The organism is Nocardia sp. bgisy118 (assembly GCF_057708605.1).
This window is the reverse complement of record NZ_JBYISM010000034.1, coordinates 36880-54399: the sequence shown is the minus strand read 5'-3', so window position 1 is coordinate 54399 and position 17520 is coordinate 36880. Positions and strand designations below refer to the sequence as shown.

15 protein-coding genes and 1 pseudogene are annotated in these 17520 nt (G+C 68.6%); 8 read left to right on the top strand and 8 right to left on the bottom strand.

Features of this window, described 5'->3' with window-relative positions; translation table 11 throughout:
- The first annotated feature begins 69 nt into the window (after positions 1-69).
- Together AC3EO7_RS31960 and AC3EO7_RS31955 are read left to right on the top strand one after the other, a co-directional pair.
- Entirely contained in the window at positions 70-798 is a 729-nt protein-coding gene (locus AC3EO7_RS31960) for an alpha/beta fold hydrolase (protein WP_431965865.1), read from the top strand.
- 48 nt (positions 799-846) lie between these two features.
- Positions 847-1698 carry an MBL fold metallo-hydrolase gene (locus AC3EO7_RS31955; protein ID WP_435593238.1) on the top strand — a complete coding sequence of 284 codons (852 nt, stop codon included), beginning with the start codon at positions 847-849 and terminating at the stop codon, positions 1696-1698.
- A 152-nt stretch (positions 1699-1850) separates the two neighbouring features.
- Here AC3EO7_RS31955 and AC3EO7_RS31950 read toward each other — a convergent pair whose 3' ends face one another.
- Together AC3EO7_RS31950 and AC3EO7_RS31945 are read right to left on the bottom strand one after the other, a co-directional pair.
- A complete protein-coding gene (locus AC3EO7_RS31950) occupies positions 1851-2579 on the bottom strand; it encodes a dienelactone hydrolase family protein (RefSeq protein ID WP_431965869.1) in 729 nt (242 codons plus the stop codon).
- Positions 2580-2730: 151 nt separating this feature from the next.
- Entirely contained in the window at positions 2731-3405 is a 675-nt protein-coding gene (locus tag AC3EO7_RS31945; protein ID WP_435593237.1) for a histidine phosphatase family protein, read from the bottom strand.
- Between the two features lie 202 nt (positions 3406-3607).
- Between AC3EO7_RS31945 and AC3EO7_RS31940 the strand changes: the two genes are divergently transcribed.
- Entirely contained in the window at positions 3608-4447 is an 840-nt protein-coding gene (locus AC3EO7_RS31940) for an SDR family NAD(P)-dependent oxidoreductase (protein ID WP_435593236.1), read from the top strand.
- A gap of 23 nt (positions 4448-4470) precedes the next feature.
- On the opposite strand, the gene AC3EO7_RS31935 is transcribed toward AC3EO7_RS31940, so the two are convergent.
- Positions 4471-6105 carry an aminotransferase class V-fold PLP-dependent enzyme gene (locus AC3EO7_RS31935; protein ID WP_435593235.1) on the bottom strand — a complete coding sequence of 545 codons (1635 nt, stop codon included), beginning with the start codon at positions 6103-6105 and terminating at the stop codon, positions 4471-4473.
- A 238-nt stretch (positions 6106-6343) separates the two neighbouring features.
- On the opposite strand from AC3EO7_RS31935, the gene ligD reads away from it, so the two are divergent.
- Both ligD and AC3EO7_RS31925 read left to right on the top strand, forming a co-directional pair.
- On the top strand, positions 6344-7312 hold the full coding sequence (gene ligD, locus AC3EO7_RS31930; protein WP_435593234.1) for a non-homologous end-joining DNA ligase: 969 nt from the start codon (positions 6344-6346) through the stop codon (positions 7310-7312).
- Positions 7313-7371: 59 nt separating this feature from the next.
- A complete protein-coding gene (locus tag AC3EO7_RS31925) occupies positions 7372-8223 on the top strand; it encodes an SDR family NAD(P)-dependent oxidoreductase (protein ID WP_431965879.1) in 852 nt (283 codons plus the stop codon).
- 271 nt (positions 8224-8494) lie between these two features.
- Here AC3EO7_RS31925 and AC3EO7_RS31920 read toward each other — a convergent pair whose 3' ends face one another.
- Entirely contained in the window at positions 8495-8992 is a 498-nt protein-coding gene (locus tag AC3EO7_RS31920) for a DnaJ family domain-containing protein (protein ID WP_435593233.1), read from the bottom strand.
- Between the two features lie 146 nt (positions 8993-9138).
- Between AC3EO7_RS31920 and fadD11 the strand changes: the two genes are divergently transcribed.
- The 3 genes from fadD11 to AC3EO7_RS31905 all read left to right on the top strand — a co-directional run bounded on the left by fadD11 (position 9139) and on the right by AC3EO7_RS31905 (position 13487).
- On the top strand, positions 9139-10956 hold the full coding sequence (fadD11, locus tag AC3EO7_RS31915; RefSeq protein WP_435593265.1) for a fatty acid--CoA ligase FadD11: 1818 nt from the start codon (positions 9139-9141) through the stop codon (positions 10954-10956).
- Positions 10957-11086: 130 nt separating this feature from the next.
- Positions 11087-12142, top strand: a complete 1056-nt coding sequence (locus AC3EO7_RS31910; RefSeq protein WP_431965883.1) for a multicopper oxidase domain-containing protein — start codon at positions 11087-11089, stop codon at positions 12140-12142.
- A gap of 73 nt (positions 12143-12215) precedes the next feature.
- Positions 12216-13487, top strand: coding sequence for a ZIP family metal transporter (locus tag AC3EO7_RS31905; protein ID WP_435593232.1), 1272 nt, complete (start codon positions 12216-12218; stop codon positions 13485-13487).
- Positions 13488-13615: 128 nt separating this feature from the next.
- Here AC3EO7_RS31905 and AC3EO7_RS31900 read toward each other — a convergent pair whose 3' ends face one another.
- The 4 genes and pseudogenes from AC3EO7_RS31900 to AC3EO7_RS31885 form a co-directional block, all read right to left on the bottom strand.
- Complete coding sequence (locus AC3EO7_RS31900; protein ID WP_435593231.1) at positions 13616-14689, bottom strand: MBL fold metallo-hydrolase; 1074 nt, start codon at positions 14687-14689, stop codon at positions 13616-13618.
- Positions 14690-14796: 107 nt separating this feature from the next.
- Positions 14797-14952: pseudogene (locus AC3EO7_RS31895) on the bottom strand (hypothetical protein); the annotation flags it as partial.
- A gap of 63 nt (positions 14953-15015) precedes the next feature.
- Positions 15016-16254 carry a cysteine--1-D-myo-inosityl 2-amino-2-deoxy-alpha-D-glucopyranoside ligase gene (gene mshC, locus AC3EO7_RS31890; protein ID WP_435593230.1) on the bottom strand — a complete coding sequence of 413 codons (1239 nt, stop codon included), beginning with the start codon at positions 16252-16254 and terminating at the stop codon, positions 15016-15018.
- A gap of 249 nt (positions 16255-16503) precedes the next feature.
- Positions 16504-17493, bottom strand: coding sequence for an aldo/keto reductase (locus AC3EO7_RS31885; protein WP_435593229.1), 990 nt, complete (start codon positions 17491-17493; stop codon positions 16504-16506).
- Between the last annotated feature and the right edge of the window lie 27 nt (positions 17494-17520).

The following is a 17520-nucleotide window of genomic DNA, read 5'->3' as shown; positions in this document are numbered from 1 at the left end:
GCACTCGGCGGGCTTCATGTGCACGACGCCGGGCCGGAACACAGTCCCGCAGTATTACTTTGGCCAAGTTTGTTCACCGACGGACAGACCGGCTGGGGAACACAACTCTCCGTTCTGCACAAGCTCGGGTGGAGAACGCTGCTGGTCGACCCCTACGGCACCGGCGAAAGCCCCTCGCCGCCACGGCTGTTCACGATGGAGGAATGCGCCGACGCGGCGGTACAGGCACTGGACGCCGCCGGTGTCGACCGCGCCGCCATCCTCGGGCTTTCCTGGGGCGGCTTCGTCGGATTGCGGGTCGCGCTCGCCGCACCCGAGCGTGTCGTCGCGCTGGTGCTGTCGAATTCCAGCGCGCGCCGAATGTCCCCGCTCGAACGTCAGCGCGATCGTGTGCTGTCGCTGCTCGTGCGGATCGGAATTCCCAGCCGCCCAGGCAAATCGGTGGTGGCTCAGTTGCTGGGCGAGTACACCCGAAGGCACGACCCCCAATTCGCCGCCGAACTCGCCGATTCCATCGATCGCCTCGACAACGTCGGCCTGTCCAGAGCCATGCGCTCGGTGCTGGCCGAACGCACCAGCGTGGTCGACGCCCTGGCGCGGATCACCGCCCCCACCCTGGTGATCGACGGCGCCGACGATCCCGCGTTCACCCGTGGCCACTCCGCGGAATTGGCGAAACGCATACCTGGCGCACAACTCGAAATACTCCCCCGCACCGGCCATCTCGCGCCGCGCGAATCAGCCCTCGCGGTCTCGAAACTCATCGAACAGTTCCTGACCGGACTGAACCCACGGTGACTTTACGCAGCAGCCTGTGCGAGCTGCACTGAAAGGAGCAAACAAATCATGACGGAATTGCGCTACGAAGTGCTGGTGAGCGACGGGGTTACCCGCAACCGGCCGGAACGCCTGCCCGACGGCGGGCCCATCGTGTCGTCCCCGTTGGCCTCGACGCTGATCATGGGCGAAAAGACAGCCGTGCTGGTCGACCCGCCGTTCACCCGCAAGCAGACCCGGCAGGTCGGCGAATGGGTGGCGAGCTTCGGAAAACAGCTGACCTATATCTACGCGACCCATGGGCACGGTGACCACTGGTTCGGCACCGGCGAACTGCTCGAACGATTCCCCGGCGCGATTCCGTATGCCACCGAAGGAACCATCGAAATAATGCGCAAGAATGTCGAGCTTCGGGAGTATTTCTGGGATTCCGACTTCCCGGGCCTGATTCCCGACACTCCCCTGGTCTACCAGCCGATCCCGGCCGAGGGATTGGAGCTGGAAGGTCATCGGATCACCGCCGTCGAAGTCGGCCACACCGACACCGACGACACCACCGTTCTGCACGTTCCTTCGATCGGCCTGGTCGTCGGAGGCGACGTGGTCTACAACGGAGTGCACCAGATGCTGCTGGAAACGGGTGGTGGCGGATTCGAATCATGGCTTGCCGCACTCGATATCGTGGAGTCGCTCGAACCCCGCGCGGTGGTGGCCGGACACAAGAACCGCGATCTGCCCGACGATCCCAGCATCATCGACCAGACTCGCCGATACCTGCGCGACGCACAACAGCTGCTCGCGGACAAGCCGACGCCACAGCAGTTCTTCGACGACATGGTCGCCCGCTATCCGGAGCGGCTCAACCTCGGCCCCGTCTGGTACGGCGCGCACGGCCTACTGGGGGTTCCTCTGCCGCACTGATCGCGGCGAGACCACGGAGTTGTCCGCAAGCCGTGGCGCGAACCAGTGCGCTACCGCAGACCTTCCGCACGCCTCGCACAGGCCACAAGCTTTGCGAGGCGTGTGAAAGGTGTGCGAGGCAAGCGGTGATCGTGCGGGCTCGATCTCGGCGGTTACCGCGACGGCGGGTTCTCCTGATCCGCCAAGTGGGTCTCGAAGAAGGCGAAGATGCGACGCCAGGCGTCGGCGGTCGCGTCGGCGTTGTAGCCGAGCCCGGTGACGCGCAGCAGCCGGTCGCCGGGGAAGGTGTTGGCGAAGCCGTGGGTGACGCCCGGGTACGTCTTGATGTCGTGGGCGACACCGAATTCGGTGAGCGTGCGCTCCAGCTTGGCGGGTGCGCCGACCAGGGACGGGTCGAGGCGGCCGTAGCTGGCGACCACCGGGCAGATGCCGTCGAGCAAGGTCCGGTAGTCGCCGTAGAGGCCCGGATAGAAGGGGGCCGCCGCGTCGAAGCCGCGGGGTGCGGTCAGTAGCGCGAACCCGCCGCCCATGCAGAAACCGATCACGGCGGTGCGGCCGGTGCACGCCGGATCGGCCACCAGGCGATCGCGTGCCGCGAGGATGTCGCGCAGCGGGACCGCGTCGGCGTCGGATTTGCCGCCGGTGAACCACAATGCGCGCATCACCGCCCGCATACAGCGTGCGCGGCCGCGCGAGAACAGATCGGGGGCGATCGCCAGGTAGCCGTGCTCGGCGAGCATCGCCACGTGCCCCTCGAGATCCGGGCCGAACCCCAGCACGTCGTGCACAACGACGACGCCCGGCCACGGACCCGCACCCGAAGGCCGGGCGATCAGCGCGGGCAGGGGGCCGTCCGGTGCGCTCAGCTCGACCGTGTCCATGATCGGAAATGTACGCCGTGCGGGTCGAGGGCGGGCCGCGTTGACGGAAGCGAGATTCGCCGGGCTTCGGCGGTTGCCCGGAGGATGCGGGCCCGACCGAAACTGGACCACCGACCGATCCTGCGCTGGTGCGGCGGGTTCGTCATCGCCTTCAGCAGGATGTCGTCGAAACCGGCACCGGAGAAGGTCGCGACGCCGCTACCTCGAGATGGCGAGTGTCACCGAGGCTCGATACCTCGCGGTTGTGAAAGAAGTCGTCCTCGGTGAGCACGGTGATACTGCCCGACGCCGCTCGGAAGGCGACGTAACCCGCCGAATCGATCGGCATCCCGATCCACGCCGCCACCACGAATGTCATTGCGCCGCCGTGCGTCACGATCACTTGGTGCTCGCCGGGGCTGTCCAGGATCTCTCCCATCGCGGCGTAGATGCGCTGCGCCAGAGACATTTTGGTCTCCGCACCCGCGATGCCCTCGTCGTGGCGCAGACGTTCGCCGACCGCGGGCGGCGGAACGAATCGCCGATCCAGCCACGCCTGCGGCCGTCCGCCCGCCTCGCCGTAGGACTTCTCGCGCAGTCTCGTGTCGAGGATCGGCGCCACGCCCAACGCCTCGCCGATCGCTTCGGCCGTCTGCGCGGTGCGCAGCAGATCCGAGGAGTACACCCGCACATCGGCGTCCTCGGGTATCCGCGCCCGCAGTGCCTCGCCGATAGCCGCCGCGGCGCACAGGCCCGCCGCGGTGAGCTGCGAGTCGTACCAACCGCCGACCACCCGGTCGACGTGATGGGTCGCCTCCGGGTGCGTGACGACGTAGATCTTGCGCACCGAATCTCCTTCTCCCGCGGGCTGCCCGGAGCAGTTCGGGTGGCGCGCACGGCCGATCGCCGACCGCGCTGAAAGGGACTCCCACCCACTTTCACAGTAACGGCTCGGACAAGGAAAAACATCGGCCCGCAGGGCGATGTTCGATGGGCGGCACTTCCCTAGCCTGGTGACCTCTACCCGGATCGATCGATACGGAGGAACAGTGGACAATCTGGACGACAAGGTCGCCGTGGTCACCGGCGCCGGCAGTGGTATCGGGCGCGGGATGGCCGAAGCGTTCGTCGCGGCGGGTATGCGTGTGGTGCTCGCCGACATCGAGGAAGCCGCGCTCGGCGCCACCGCGGCCGAGCTGCGCGACGCGGGCGCCGACGTGCACCCCGTGGTCACCGACGTGTCGGTACCCGGCGACGTCGCCGGCCTGGCCGAATCCGCGTTGCGCGCCTACGGCGCCGTGCACGTGCTGTGCAACAACGCGGGCGTCTTCGCGGGCAGCAAGCCCAGCTGGGAGAGCACGCTCGACGACTGGGCGTGGGTGCTCGGCGTCAATCTGATGGGCGTGGTGCACGGCATCCGCACGTTTCTGCCCGTGATGATCGAGCAGGGCGAGCAGGCGCACATCGTCAACACAGCGTCGATCGCCGGATTGATCGCGGGCGGCTCGGTGTACGGGGCGTCGAAAACCGCGGTGGTCGCGCTCTCGGAAACCGTCCAGTTCGAACTCGTCGACGGCGGATACCGGCCGCGCGTCTCGGTGCTGTGCCCCGGACTGGTCGACACCGGTATCTACATGTCCGAACGCAATCGCCCGGCGCGATATCCACGGGTCGGCCCGCGCCCGAGTGGTTGGTCGATCGACGCGGCCAGGCAGGCGTTCCAGCAGGGCCTCGATCCGCGCGGCGTCGGCGACCTGGTGGTGGAGGCGATCCGCGAGGAACGCTTCTACGTCCTCACCGGCACCGGATACCTCGAGCACATCCGGCACCGCGCCGAACAGATCGTCGAGCAGGAGAACCCGACGATGCCGCCGATGGTGGCGAACTGATCCACCCGGGTGCGCACCAGCCTTCACCGAGAATCGGGCGCCAGGCATTGCGGCGGCAGCGGGAACCAGCGCAGCGCTTCGAAATGCGATGGGAGGCCGGTGGAACCGTCGGGGACCTCATCGGGGCGTGCCTCGAACAGGGCGCGGGCCGTACGGAGGTGTTCGGCCAACGCGTCCTCGTCGAGGGTCTCGCGGTCTGTCGAATAGTGCAGCGCGCCCGCGCTGTCGTACCAGAGGTCCGCCAGACGCAGCGGGGGCTGGTGGGTCCCCTCGCGGTGGCGCCACAGGCCGGTGTCCGGACTGAAGACGTAGTCGGTGAGGAGACGGTGGCCGAACGAGGCCAGCAGTTCCACGGCCTCGATCAGATAGTCGCGCACGGTGTCGGAAATGAAGTAGTTGAAGTTGACACGTGTCCAGCCGGGTTTGATGCCTTCGCAACCCAGGGCGATCTCGTCTCGGTAGGCGGCCGAATTCTGCGCATCGATCGCCAGGAGCCGGTGCCCGTACGGGCCAGCGCAGGAGCAGCCGCCGCGAGCTTGGATGCCGAACAAATCGTTGAGCAGCGCGACGACGTAGTTGTGGTGCAGGTAGCGATCCACACCGGACCGGACGCGGAAGGACACGATGGACAGTCGTCGGGCACGAGGGTGGCCGAGGATATCGATGTTCGGGTGATCGCGCCACCGGCCGAAGGCATGACGCCACAGCCGCTGTTCCCGTTGCTCGATGAGGTCGGTACCGACCGCGTCTTTGAGCGCGAAGACCAGACCGGCACGGATCGACTCGATGATCGCCGGGGTTCCGCCCTCTTCCCTGGCAACGGGATCATCCAGGTAGCGGTGCCCGATCGGGTCCACGAACGCCACCGTGCCGCCGCCCGGCACGGTGGGCACGGCGTTGCGCACCAACTCACGACGGACCACCAGAACGCCAGGAGTCTGCGGTCCGCCGACGAACTTGTGCGGCGAGAGGAAGATCGCGTCCTTGTGGTCGCCACGACCGGGAGCGCTCTCCCGCACCCGGATCGGCACGTAGGGACCGGCAGCAGCGAAGTCCCAGAAGGACAACGCGCCGTGCTCGTGAAGCAGGGCGGCGATCCGGTCGGTATCCGATAAGACGCCGGTGACATTCGAGGCGGCCGAGAAGCTACCTATGCGCAACGGCCGGTCCGCGTAGTGGATCAGCCGCTGCTCGAGTTGTCGCTGATCGATCTGACCGTCGGCGTCTTCGTCGATCACCACCAGGTCGGCGATGGATTCCCGCCATGGCAACTCGTTGGAGTGGTGTTCGTAGGGACCGATGAAGACCACCGGTCGCTGCGCATCGGGAATCTTCCCGTCCCACCGGTAACGCTCGACCAGCCCGGACGGAACGCGGAGCTCGAGAATGCCCACCAGCTTGTTTACCGCCGCCGTGGCCCCGGACCCGCAAAAGATCACCAGATCGTTCTCGGTGCCGCCGACGGCGTCGTGGATGATCCGGCGTGCGTCCTGCCGCAGCAGTGAAGTCTGCAATCCGGTGCCGGAGCTCTCGGTGTGGGTGTTGGCGTAGCGCGGCAACACCTGCCCGCGGATGAAGTCTTCGAGGAAATCCAGCGACCGGCCCGAGGCGGTGTAGTCGGCGTAGGTGATCCGGCGCCGACCATAGGGTCCGTCCAAGACCGCGCCTTCACCGATAACCCCCTGCCGAACTCGCTCGAGCAACGGTGAGGTGGGGACCGGCGCGGCCGAGACATCCACACTTCCCATTGTCATGTCCATGCCGTCCCTCTTTTCACCGTGGAGCACCGATACCCGGCTACCAACCACCGTGCCCCGGAGCCACGCGCCGCGCCAGGGCCATTGGTCCGCCTGCTGAATTATTCGAGCAACTATTTGCTGAAGATATGCTGTATCGGTGGTGTCCGCGCCGCCGCCGATGCTGGCCCGTTCCGGACGACCGCCCGCTGACCCGGACGGTTGGGCTTTCGAGATGAAATGGGACGGCATGCGCGCCATCGCCGCGGCGGCCGAAGGGACGTGTCAGCTCTACAGCCGCAACCGCAAACAGGTCACCGGCTCGTTCCCCGAGATCGCCGCCGCCGTCGCCGCCGCGGCAGGCGATCACCGGGTGACCATCGACGGAGAGATCGTCGCGCCGGAGCGAGCGAGCGGCGCACCGTCGTTCTCCCGGCTTCAGCGACGCATGCACGTGCAGACGCCGTCCGCGCAGCTGATCCACGACGTTCCGGTGCTCTACATGATCTTCGACCTGCTCGCCCTCGACGGGCACGCCACCGTCGCCGTGCCGTACTCGCAGCGGCGAGAACTGCTGGCGCGGCTCGACCTCGCCCGCCCGCCGATCCAGTTGTCGCCCTATTGGACCGACGTCGATCCCGAGACGCTGGCGGCGGCCGCGGCGGAGAACGGGCTAGAGGGCCTGGTCGCCAAACGCCTCGACTCCACGTATCAACCCGGCGAGCGGACGCGCAACTGGATCAAGACGCCGTTCCGGAAGACCGCCGAAGCCGTCATCGCCGGATGGTTGCCGGGAAATGGCCCGTTCGCCAAGACATTCGGCTCTTTGATACTGGGAGCACACAATTCGGCGGGGCGGCTGGTGCCGATCGGGAACGTCGGCACCGGATGGACACTCGTCGAACGCCGCAGCCTGCGCGCCCGCCTCGACGAAATCGCCCGTCCCGATACGCCTTTCGATGTGCCGCCGCCGCGCGCGGTGGCAGCGGCGGCGCACTGGGTCGAGCCCGAATTGGTCGCCGATATCGAATATCGCGAGGCCACATCCGAGGGATTGCGTCATCCCAGCTGGCGGGGGCTGCGCATCGACAAGACTCCCGCCGAGATCACTTGGGAAGTACCAGAGTAGAGGCAACGAACGCTCACGCTCAGCGCCTCTCACCGCTGACCTCACCCGGAGAACGAATCATGAGCCGCTACAGCCTGCGAGACAAAGTCGTCCTGATCACCGGCGCCACCGGCGGCATCGGAGCCGCCTGTGCCCGCGAACTGCTCGACCGTGGAGCTCGGCTGGTCCTCGTCGACTTGGACCAGGCCGCCCTCGACGCTCTCGCCGCCGAGCTGGGGCGCGACGCGGTGCTCGCGGTCACCGCCGACGTGACCTCCCTCGCGCGGATGCGCTGGGCCGCCGATCAGGCGGTCGCCCGCTTCGGCCGCATCGACGTCGTGTTCGCCAACGCCGGTATCGCCGTCGATCCGCCGGTCACCGTCGCCACCGCCGACGTGGCGGCCTACGAAAAGGTCATCGAGGTGAACCTGCTCGGCGTGTGGCGCACCGTCAAAGCCTGCCTGGACGAGGTCGTCCGCAACGACGGCTACGTCCTGGTGAACGCGTCGATCTACGCGTTCATGAACGGACTCGCCAACTCCGCCTACGCCACGTCCAAGGCCGGGGTCGAAATGTTCGGCCGCTCGCTGCGAGCCGAGCTCGTGCACACCGGCGCTCGCGCAGGCGTCCTGCTTCCCGGCTGGGTCGTCACACCCCTCGCCCGCCCCGCGCTCGGCGGCAACCGGACCGCGACCACCATGGCCGAACGCGCCTTCAAAGGCCCGCTGGGAAAACCGGTACAGCCCGAACAGATCGCACGCGCGGTCGCGGCCGGTATCGAACGACGAGCGGCCCGCATCGTCGAACCCCGACGCTGGGTACCGTTCTCACTGCTCCGCGGCCTTTTCGCCACCGCAACCGACGCCTGGCTCGACCGGGACACCACCATGGCCACACACATTCAGCGTCTCGAATCCGAAGCGAAACGCTGACCCGGGCGCGGTCGGCGCATCCCGTACCACCCGGGCGCCGACGGGTTGCCGCGATACCCCGGTGGCCGGATCGCCCGCGCAGAGTTCGCCGAAATCGACGACGCCGGACAGTGTTCCGTCCGCGACGACGATGCCGCGCTGCAATCGCCACAGACGCGACCGGTGCGGGGTTTGCCGACCTCACCGCGCTCGACGCCATCGGTGCCGCGCTGCGGATCGGCACACGCGCAACCGGTGTGAAAACTGTCGATCCCGAGGCGGGTGGCGGACGTCAGCGGCGGAAACGCTGCCACCACCGGCGCGGCGGCGGACTCGCGGCCTCCGGCGCACGCCGCGGAGCAGCAGACGACGACGTCCCGGGCGCGGGTGCGCGGTCGGCACGCCAGTGAGCCACTACCGCGTCGGCGTCCACCGGCCCGACCGGCACGTGCGGTGGCGTCGGCGCCCGCAGATAGCGGACCACGCGCCGATTGAGTTCGGCGATCGCGGCGCGAACCTGACGCTCGGCATCGAATTCGGCCACCGTCTCCTCAATGCGCTCCACATCGCGGCGCAGAACGAGCGAGTCCGGCAGCATGCCGTCGGCGCGCACCCCTTCGCGCCGCAGGTAATCGCGCAACCACCAGTTCTCGTCCACGGGGGTGCCTGCTCCGGGAATCGGGCGGCCCGCGCCGCGCAGATTGTCGAACTCGCCGCGCTCGGTAGCCTCGCGGACCTGTTTGTCGATCCACGATTCGAAGGTCAGATCCGGCGGTTTGCGCTCGGTCACGTCATCCAGCGTACCGAGGCGGGTGTGGCGGCTTCGCGACGTCGGAATGGGATTGTCCGAGAACAGGATTCGGGGAAAGTCCGCGCGTGACCGCTGGCGCGACCTACCGTCGAGGCACAGTGCCGGGCGTCGTGAGTGAGACCGAAATGACCGAACCGAACACCTCCTGTGCCGCTTTTCAGCGCGTGGCCGCGATCGATCCGGACGCCGTGGCCGTCCGATCGATCGGAGGGAAGCAAAGCCTGACATGGCGCGAGTACGCCGACCAGGTCCGTGCCGTCGCCGGCGGACTCAGCGCGCTCGGCGTCGGGCGCGGCGACACCGTGGCGTTGATGATGGGCAACCGCGTCGAGTTCTATCCGCTCGAGGTCGGCGCGCAGCACACCGGCGCCACCTCGTTCTCGGTGTACAACACGCTCTCCCCCGACCAGTTGCGGTACGTGTTCACCAATGCGGGCAACCGGGTGGTGATCTGCGAGGAACAGTACGTCGAGCGGGTTCGCAGCTGCGGTGCGCCGATCGAAACCATCGTCTGCGTCGACGGCGCGCCCGCCGGAACACTCGGCGTCACCGAACTCATGGCCTCGGCTGCCGCCGATTTCGATTTCGAGGCGACCTGGCGGGCCGTGCGCCCGGACGACATCGTCACCCTCTGCTACACCTCCGGCACCACCGGCAACCCCAAGGGCGTGGAGATCACCCACGAGAATCTGCTGTTCGAGGCGCGCGCGTTCGCCTCGGTGCTGCCGGTCGAATTCGGCGACCGCCAGACCTCGTACCTGCCGACCGCGCACATGGCCGACCGATTCACCGCGCTGTATCTGCAGGAGGTGTTCGGCACGCAGATCACCGCCGTCCCCGATCGCGCCCATTTGCCCGCCGCGCTGCTCGACGTGCGCCCCACCATCTGGGGCGCCGTGCCGCGGGTGTGGGAGAAGTTCAAGGCGGCGATCGAGTTCTCCGTCGCGAACGAGGCCGATCCCACTACCAAAGCCGCCCTGCAGTGGGCCCTCGACACGGCCCGCCGCAAGGCCGAGGCCCGGCTGCGCGGCGAGTCGCTCGATCCCGCCCTCGCCGAGGAATGGGCGCGCGCCGATGCCGCTGTGCTGTCGAAGCTGCGCGCGAAACTCGGCCTGGACCAGGTGAAGTGGGCGATGTCGGGCGCCGCGCCGGTGCCGCCGGAGACGCTCGGCTTCTTCTTCGGGCTCGGTATCCCGATCTCCGAGGTGTGGGGCATGTCCGAGCTGACCTGCGTGGCCAGCGTCAGCCCGCCGCAGCAGGCGCGCCTCGGCACCGTCGGCAAACTACTGCCCGGGCTCGAGGGCGCCGTCGCCGAGGACGGTGAATTCCTGGTGCGGGGACCGCTGGTGATGCGCGGTTACCGCAAGGAACCGGACAAGACCGCCGACGCGCTCGACGACGAGGGCTGGCTGCACACCGGTGACATCATCACCGTCGACGCGGACGGCTACCTGAAGGTGGTCGACCGCAAGAAGGAATTGATCATCAATTCGGCGGGCAAGAACATGTCTCCCGCCAATATCGAGAACGCCGTCAAGGCGGCCACGCCGCTGGTCGGATCGCTGGCCGTGATCGGGGACCGGCGGCCGTTCACCACCGCGCTCATCGTGCTCGACGCCGAATCCGCGGCACCCTATGCCGCACAGCACGGACTGCCGGATTCCTCGGCCGCCGCGCTGGCCGCCGACCCGGGCGTGATCGCGGCGATCGCGCGCGGCGTCGCGGCGGGCAACGCGACGCTGTCGCGGGTCGAGCAGGTCAAGCGGTTCACGATCCTGCCCGTCTTCTGGGAGCCGGGCGGCGACGAGATCACCCTGACCATGAAACTGCGCCGCAAGCCCATCGCCGAGAAGTACGCGGTCGAGATCGAGGCGCTCTACGTGGATCGGCCGGACGGTTCGGTGCACGAGCCGATCGAAGCGCTGGACATCGCGGTGAGCTAGGCGGCGACCGCCCGCACACCGAACCGACCGGCCTGAACGGTACCCCGCATAGTTGTATTAGTGTTCCCGCAGATCTAATTTAGGTAGTACGAAACTTTGCGGAAAGGCGTGAGCAGTGCAGCGGGACTCGATGAGGGGAGCTTCGCGGCGGGGTTTTCTGGCGGGCGGCAGCGCGCTACTCGGCCTCGGCGGCGCGGCGGTGGCGGCGCGGGCGGGCCTGTCGGAGGCACAGCCGCGCACGGAACAGACCGGCGGCGGACACGGCATGCACGGCGCGGTCGCCCACGGCGGCGGCGCCAGCGGGCCGACGTTCCGCATCGGCTCGACGGTCGACCACGACGCCAACGGATTCAACCCCACCGACATCCTGCGCGACTTCGACTACGGCACCGTCTCGAAAACCCGTGACGGGCGCACTCTGCGGGAGTGGGAGATCGCCTCCAGCGACAAGGAACTCGAGGTCGCGCCGGGCGTGAAGTTCCCGGCCTGGGTGTTCGACGGGCGCATCCCCGGTCCCACTCTGCGCTGCACCGAAGGCGACCTGCTGCGCGTCACCTTCACCAACGGCTCCCAGCACCCGCACACCATGCATTTCCACGGGATCCACCCCGCGGCGATGGACGGCACCCCGGGTCTCGGCGCCGGGCTCATCGAACCCGGGCAGACCACCGTCTACGAATTCGACGCGACTCCCTTCGGGCTGCACCTCTACCACTGCCACGTCGGGCCGCTCGCCGAGCACATCGCGCGCGGCATGTACGGGACGTTCATCGTCGACCCGCCGCAGCCGCGGCCCGCGGCCGACGAACTGGTCATGGTGCAGCACGGCTACAACACCACCTTCGACGCCGAAGGCAATCAGCTCTACGCCGTCAACGGCATCCCGTTCCACTACATGCACGAACCGGTGCGGGTGAAACGCAACGAGCTGGTGCGCATCTACCTGGTCAATGTGCTCGAGTACGACCCGATCAACAGCTTCCACGTGCACGGCAACTTCTTCGACTACTACCCCACCGGAACTCGCCTGCAGCCAACGGAATACACCGACACCATCGTCCAGGGCCAAGGCCAGCGCGGCATCTGCGAACTGCGGTTCCCGTATCCGGGCAAATACATGTTCCACGCGCACAAGTCCGAGTTCGCCGAACTGGGGTGGATGGGATTCTTCGAGGTGACCGAATGAGCGAACGCAGTGAGCGAATCATGTGCCGGCGCGCCTCACGCATGCCGGAGCCGAGCGTCAGCGAGGCGCAGGCATGAGTGAGCGAACCGAGATCGAGATCGAGACCGAGCGCGAGCCGGTCACCGCACCCGAGATCGAGGCCGAGGCGAAGCGGGAACCGGCGAGCGGGTGGCGCGGCTGGGCGTCGACCGTCGCGGTGGTGCTGTTGCTCGGGTTGGCGTTGGCGGCGCTGGCCGTCGTCGGCGGGCGTTCGCTGCCCGAGCGGATCGGCCCGCCCGTCGAAGAGATCGCGGTCGAACAAGTTCGAATGTCGCCGGGCCGTATCGATCTCACCGTCCGCAATGCCGGACCCGATCCGGTGCAGGTGGCGCAGGTGTTCGTCAACGACGCCTTCGTCGACGTGCGCGGCGGCGAGGAACCGATCGGGCCGCGTCGCAGCACCGTGCTCACCCTGGACTACCCGTGGCAGGAGGGCCAGCCGTATCTGGTGTCCATGCTGACCTCCACCGGGCTGGTCGTCGAACACGAGATCGGCGCGGCCGTCGAAACGCCCACCGGCGGTCGCGACCTGTTCGCGGTGATGGCGCTGCTCGGCACCTACGTGGGCATCGTCCCCGTCGTGCTCGGCATGCTGCTGCTTCCGGTGCTGCGGCGAATCGGCAAGGGCGGCATCCGTTTCCTGCTCGCGGTGACCGTCGGACTGCTGATATTCCTTGCCGTCGACGCGGTCTTCGAAGGGTTCGAACTCGGTGACCGGTCGGCTGGCGCGTTCGGCGGGGTCAGCCTGCTCGCGCTCGGGGCGATCCTCGCCTTCCTCGCGCTCACCTTCGTCGACCGCTGGCTGCACCACCGCACCGACGGCGCGGGCGGACGCGGCGGCGGACGGCTGGCGCTGATGATCGCCATCGGCATCGGCCTGCACAACCTCGGTGAGGGGCTGGCCATCGGATCCGCCTACGCGCTGGGCGAACTCGCGCTCGGCGCGGCGCTGGTGATCGGCTTCGCGCTGCACAACACCACCGAAGGGCTGGCGATCGTGAGCCCGCTGCTCGCGGCGCAGCGCCCCGGCGTGCCGCGACTGCTCGGGCTCGGGCTCATCGCGGGCGCGTCCGCGATCCTCGGTGCGGTGCTCGGGGCGGGCGTCAACAATGCCGAACTGTCGCTGCTGTTGCTCGGTTTGGGCATCGGTGCGATCGCGCAGGTCGTCGTGCAGATCGCGCCCGCGTTGCGCACCACCGACGATCGAGCGACCGGAACCGTGGCCGCGATGGACGCCACCGCCATCCTGGGCGTCGCTGTCGGCGTAGCGGCGATGTACGCGACCGGTCTCTTGGTGCTGGCCTGACCTGAATTGTGGCTGGACCACAGGTTTCGCACGCCTCACATAGACAGCGTCTGTGTGAGGCGTGCGTGCGGTGGGTGGGATCGCGGCAGTTCGTTGTCGCGGTTGGTGGGTGAAAGTGTTCTGCCGGTTCAGAGTGTGAGGGTGAGGCGGGCTGGGCTGAGGTAGTCGGTGGGGTCGTGCATCGTGCGCAGTTCCGGGCGTCGCCCGGGGGCCAGGCGCGCGAGTTCGGTACGTAGCGGTGCGTCGTAGGTGGCGGCGCTCGCCGTCAGGCCGGGCAACCAGTTGTCGTGGTGGGCCGGGACGAAGAGCGAGGAGCCCAGTGCCTCGATGTACTTACGCGGGTCGCGCAGTCCGTTGGTGATCTGGTTGTAGCCCTGCACCGCGCCGATGTGCACGTCGGTGCTCGGCAATCCCGCCAGCACGTCGAAGACGTCGGGCGCCTTCTCCGTCAGCGGGCCCGCCGAATCGTGCCAGGTCAGCGTGAAACCGGGCACGCGGAATTGGTACAGCAGGACACCGCCCTCCGGATCGAGCAGGCGCGGCAGCGTCTGGCGCAGATCGGTGAGCGTCGGACGATGGCGCCGGATCGGGCCCAGTTCGGGACGCGGGAAGAACCGCCGCGCCTCGTCGGCCGGGTCCTCCGGGGTGCGCGCCGAGTGCAGGTGCCGCACCGCGGTGATCTCGACCCCGGCCACGGTGACCTCGTGGCGCTGCCCGATGGGGGTGTGCGCGTCGCCGAGCGCCGCCGTCGGGAACGTCGCCTCGGGGACTTGGCCACGGATGGCGGCGCAGTGTTCGGCCGTGCCGTAGACGGTCGCGCCGCTCGCCTCGGCGATCGCGCCCGCGTCACCGGCGTGATCGAAATGGCCGTGGCCGATGAAGATCGCGGCGGGACGCAGGTCCGCCAACTCCTGCGGGGTCGCGGGCACGTAACCGGAGCTGGTCATCCGCGGCACCCACGCGTCGAGCAGGAACACCGAACCACCGAGCGCGAGCGCGTACGTCGTGCACCCGACCCACGACAGCACCGCCCGATCGGCCTGCACCGCACCGGTCTCGGGATCCGCCGCGTCGCCGAAGAATCGCCGTCGCGCCGCCACCGTCCGCGCGTCCCCCGGCTCACCCACCGGGTCCAGCCGCAGCGGCCCACCCAGTGCGCCACGGAGACCGGCGATCAGAGAGCCAGGATGCAGATTGCACATTCGTGAACCAGATCACGGAACGCGACGTTCGGCAAGCCCTCGGAACCGGTCGCTCGCGGGCGAGTCCCCGTCGGCACAACCCGCCGCCTCGACGGAAAGTTTCGCGCCGAGAATGCGGTGGGTGACGACGCGGTTGCGTGTCCGTCGTTGTGCCGCAGACCCTCACCCGTCAGCGTGGTTCGCCCGGCGGTCGCTCCGAGCACGAACCCGCGCGCGAGCTGATCCGCGGCCCGCGTCGACACAGTCGACGACCGGCCCAGACCGGCTCCCGTGCCCGGTTCGCGGGCTCTCATGGCCTCGGACGGGGCAGCGTGCGGGTCGAACCCCTAGAGCTCGACGCCGAGCAGCGCGTCGAGGGCCGTCGCGATCGAACCGGGCGCTGCGGCGTCGGGGCCGCCGTAATCGAGCGCCTGGGCGACCCAGTTGTCCACGGCGGCAAGGGCTTTCGGGGTGTCGAGATCGTCGGCCAGGTGTTGGCGCAGGCGGGCGACGGTGTCCTCGGCGGCGGGGCCGGAGGCCAGGGTGGTGGCGCTGCGCCACCGGTCCAGACGCGCCACGGCCTCGGTCAGGACCTGGTCGGTCCACATGCGGTCCTGGCGGTAGTGCCCGGCGAGCAGGCCGAGGCGGATGGCGGCCGGGTCGACGCCGGACTCGCGCAGCTTCGAGACGAGCACCAGGTTGCCCCTGGACTTCGACATCTTCTCGCCGTCGAGGCCGATCAGACCGGCGTGCACGTAGTGGCGGGCGAAGCGGCGGCCCGCGACGAGGGATTCGGCGTGCGCGGCGGAGTACTCGTGGTGCGGGTAGATCAGATCACTGCCGCCGCCCTGGATGTCGAACTCCGGGCCGAGGCGGTTGAGCGCGATCGCCGAACACTCGATGTGCCAGCCGGGACGACCCGCACCGAACGGAGCGGGCCAGGACGGCTCGCCGGGGCGGGCGGCGCGCCACAGCAGCGCGTCGATGGTGTCGCGCTTGCCAGGGCGGTCCGGGTCGCCGCCGCGCTCGGCGAAGAACCGTTCCATGGTCGCGCGGTCGTAGCCGGATTCGTACCCGAACTGATCGTTGGCGTCGGCGCGGAAGTAGATGTCGGGGTACTCCGCGTCGTCGACGACGTAGGCCGCGCCCGAGGCGAGCAGTTTCTGCACGAACTCGATCACTTCGTCCACCGACTCGATGGCGCCCACGTATTCGCGCGGCGGCACGATGCGCAGCGCCCGCATGTCCGAACGGAACAGATCGATCTCACGGGTGCCCAGGTCACGCCAGTCGATGCCGTCGCGGGCGGCACGCTCGAACAGCGGATCGTCGACGTCGGTGACGTTCTGCACGTAATGCACGTCGTGGCCCGCGTCGCGCCACAGCCGGTTGACCAGGTCGAAGGTCAGGTAGGTCGCGGCGTGCCCGAGGTGGGTGGCGTCGTAGGGGGTGATCCCGCAGACGTACATGGTGGCGGTGGCGCCCGGGGTGACCGGCCGCACCCGTGCGTCGGCGGTGTCGTACAACCGCAACGGTGGCCCTGCTCCGGGGACGGTCGGTAGGGCGATATCGGACCAGGACTGCATGGTTCGAGGGTAAAGGTGTGGCCGAGCTCATCACCGCTCGACCCGGCTCCCCGGGCCACCGCGGTACCCGCGCACCCTGTCGGGACCAGCCAAAACGAGACGGCTACCAGAAGTCAATGGTTTTGCTCACGTGGACGGGAACATCCGATGAATCCGGGAGTCCACGGTTCGCCCAGCAAACTACCTCGGGTCGCGGAAGCCATCCAAACCGGGGCGTGGCGCCCGGTCGCCGCTCGGCGGCGCGGCAATCTACAGCGAAGCGCCGCGCCGCCTGTCCACCCTGGTCGCGGCGGTGCCGAACACGAACGGATGCGGTTCGCACTCGGCCAGGAAATCGCCGGGAAATCCGCGCTCGAACGGTGCGGCGGCCTCCAGACAGCGCACCGCGTCCTCCGGCAGCGTCAGCTCGGCGGCGGCCAGGTTCTCGGTGAGTTGTCCGACACTGCTCACCCCGACCAGTGGCAGCACCGCGGGCGACTTGTGCTTGGTCCAGGCCAACGCCACCTGTGCGGGCCGGGCGCCGAGCTCGGCGGCCACCTCGGCCACCGCCTCGGCGGCCGCACGCTCGCGCGCGGTGAGCGCGGCCGGATCGACCCGTCTGCCGGTCGCGCCGGACAGCTTTCCCGCGGCGAGCGGCGCCCACGCGGTGACGCTCATCCCGAACGCTTCGGCCATCGGCAACAGTTCGCGTTCGACGTCGCGGTGCAACAGGTTGTACGGCACCTGGAGCCCGGCGAACGGCGTCCGATCCCGCCACTGCGCCAGGGTGTTGGCGCGCGCGACGATCCACGCGGGCGCGTCGGAGATCCCCAGGTACAGCACCTTGCCTGCCGACACCGCGTCGTCGAGAGCGCGCACGGTCTCCTCCAAGGGAGTGTGTCGATCCCAGACGTGCACCCAGAGGATGTCGACATAGTCGGTGCGCAACCGGCGCAGGCTGCGCTCCAGCGAGAGCGTCAAGTTCTTGCGGTGGTTGCCCGCGGCGTTCACATCGTCGGGATCGCGGCTGAGGGTGTACTTGGTGCCGAGAACGAAACGGTCGCGCCGGGCGCCGAGGATCTCGCCGAGAATGTCCTCGCCGTCGCCGTAGGCGGACGCCGTGTCGAGCACATTGCCGCCCGCGTCGGCATAGGCGTCGACGATCTCGCGCGCTCGCGAAGGATCATCGAATCCCATTGTGCCGAGAACGATTTCGGATACGCGGAGGCCAGTGGTGCCGAACGGTCGGTAGCGCAGCATGGATCGAGTCTCGCGGAGGGGACGCGC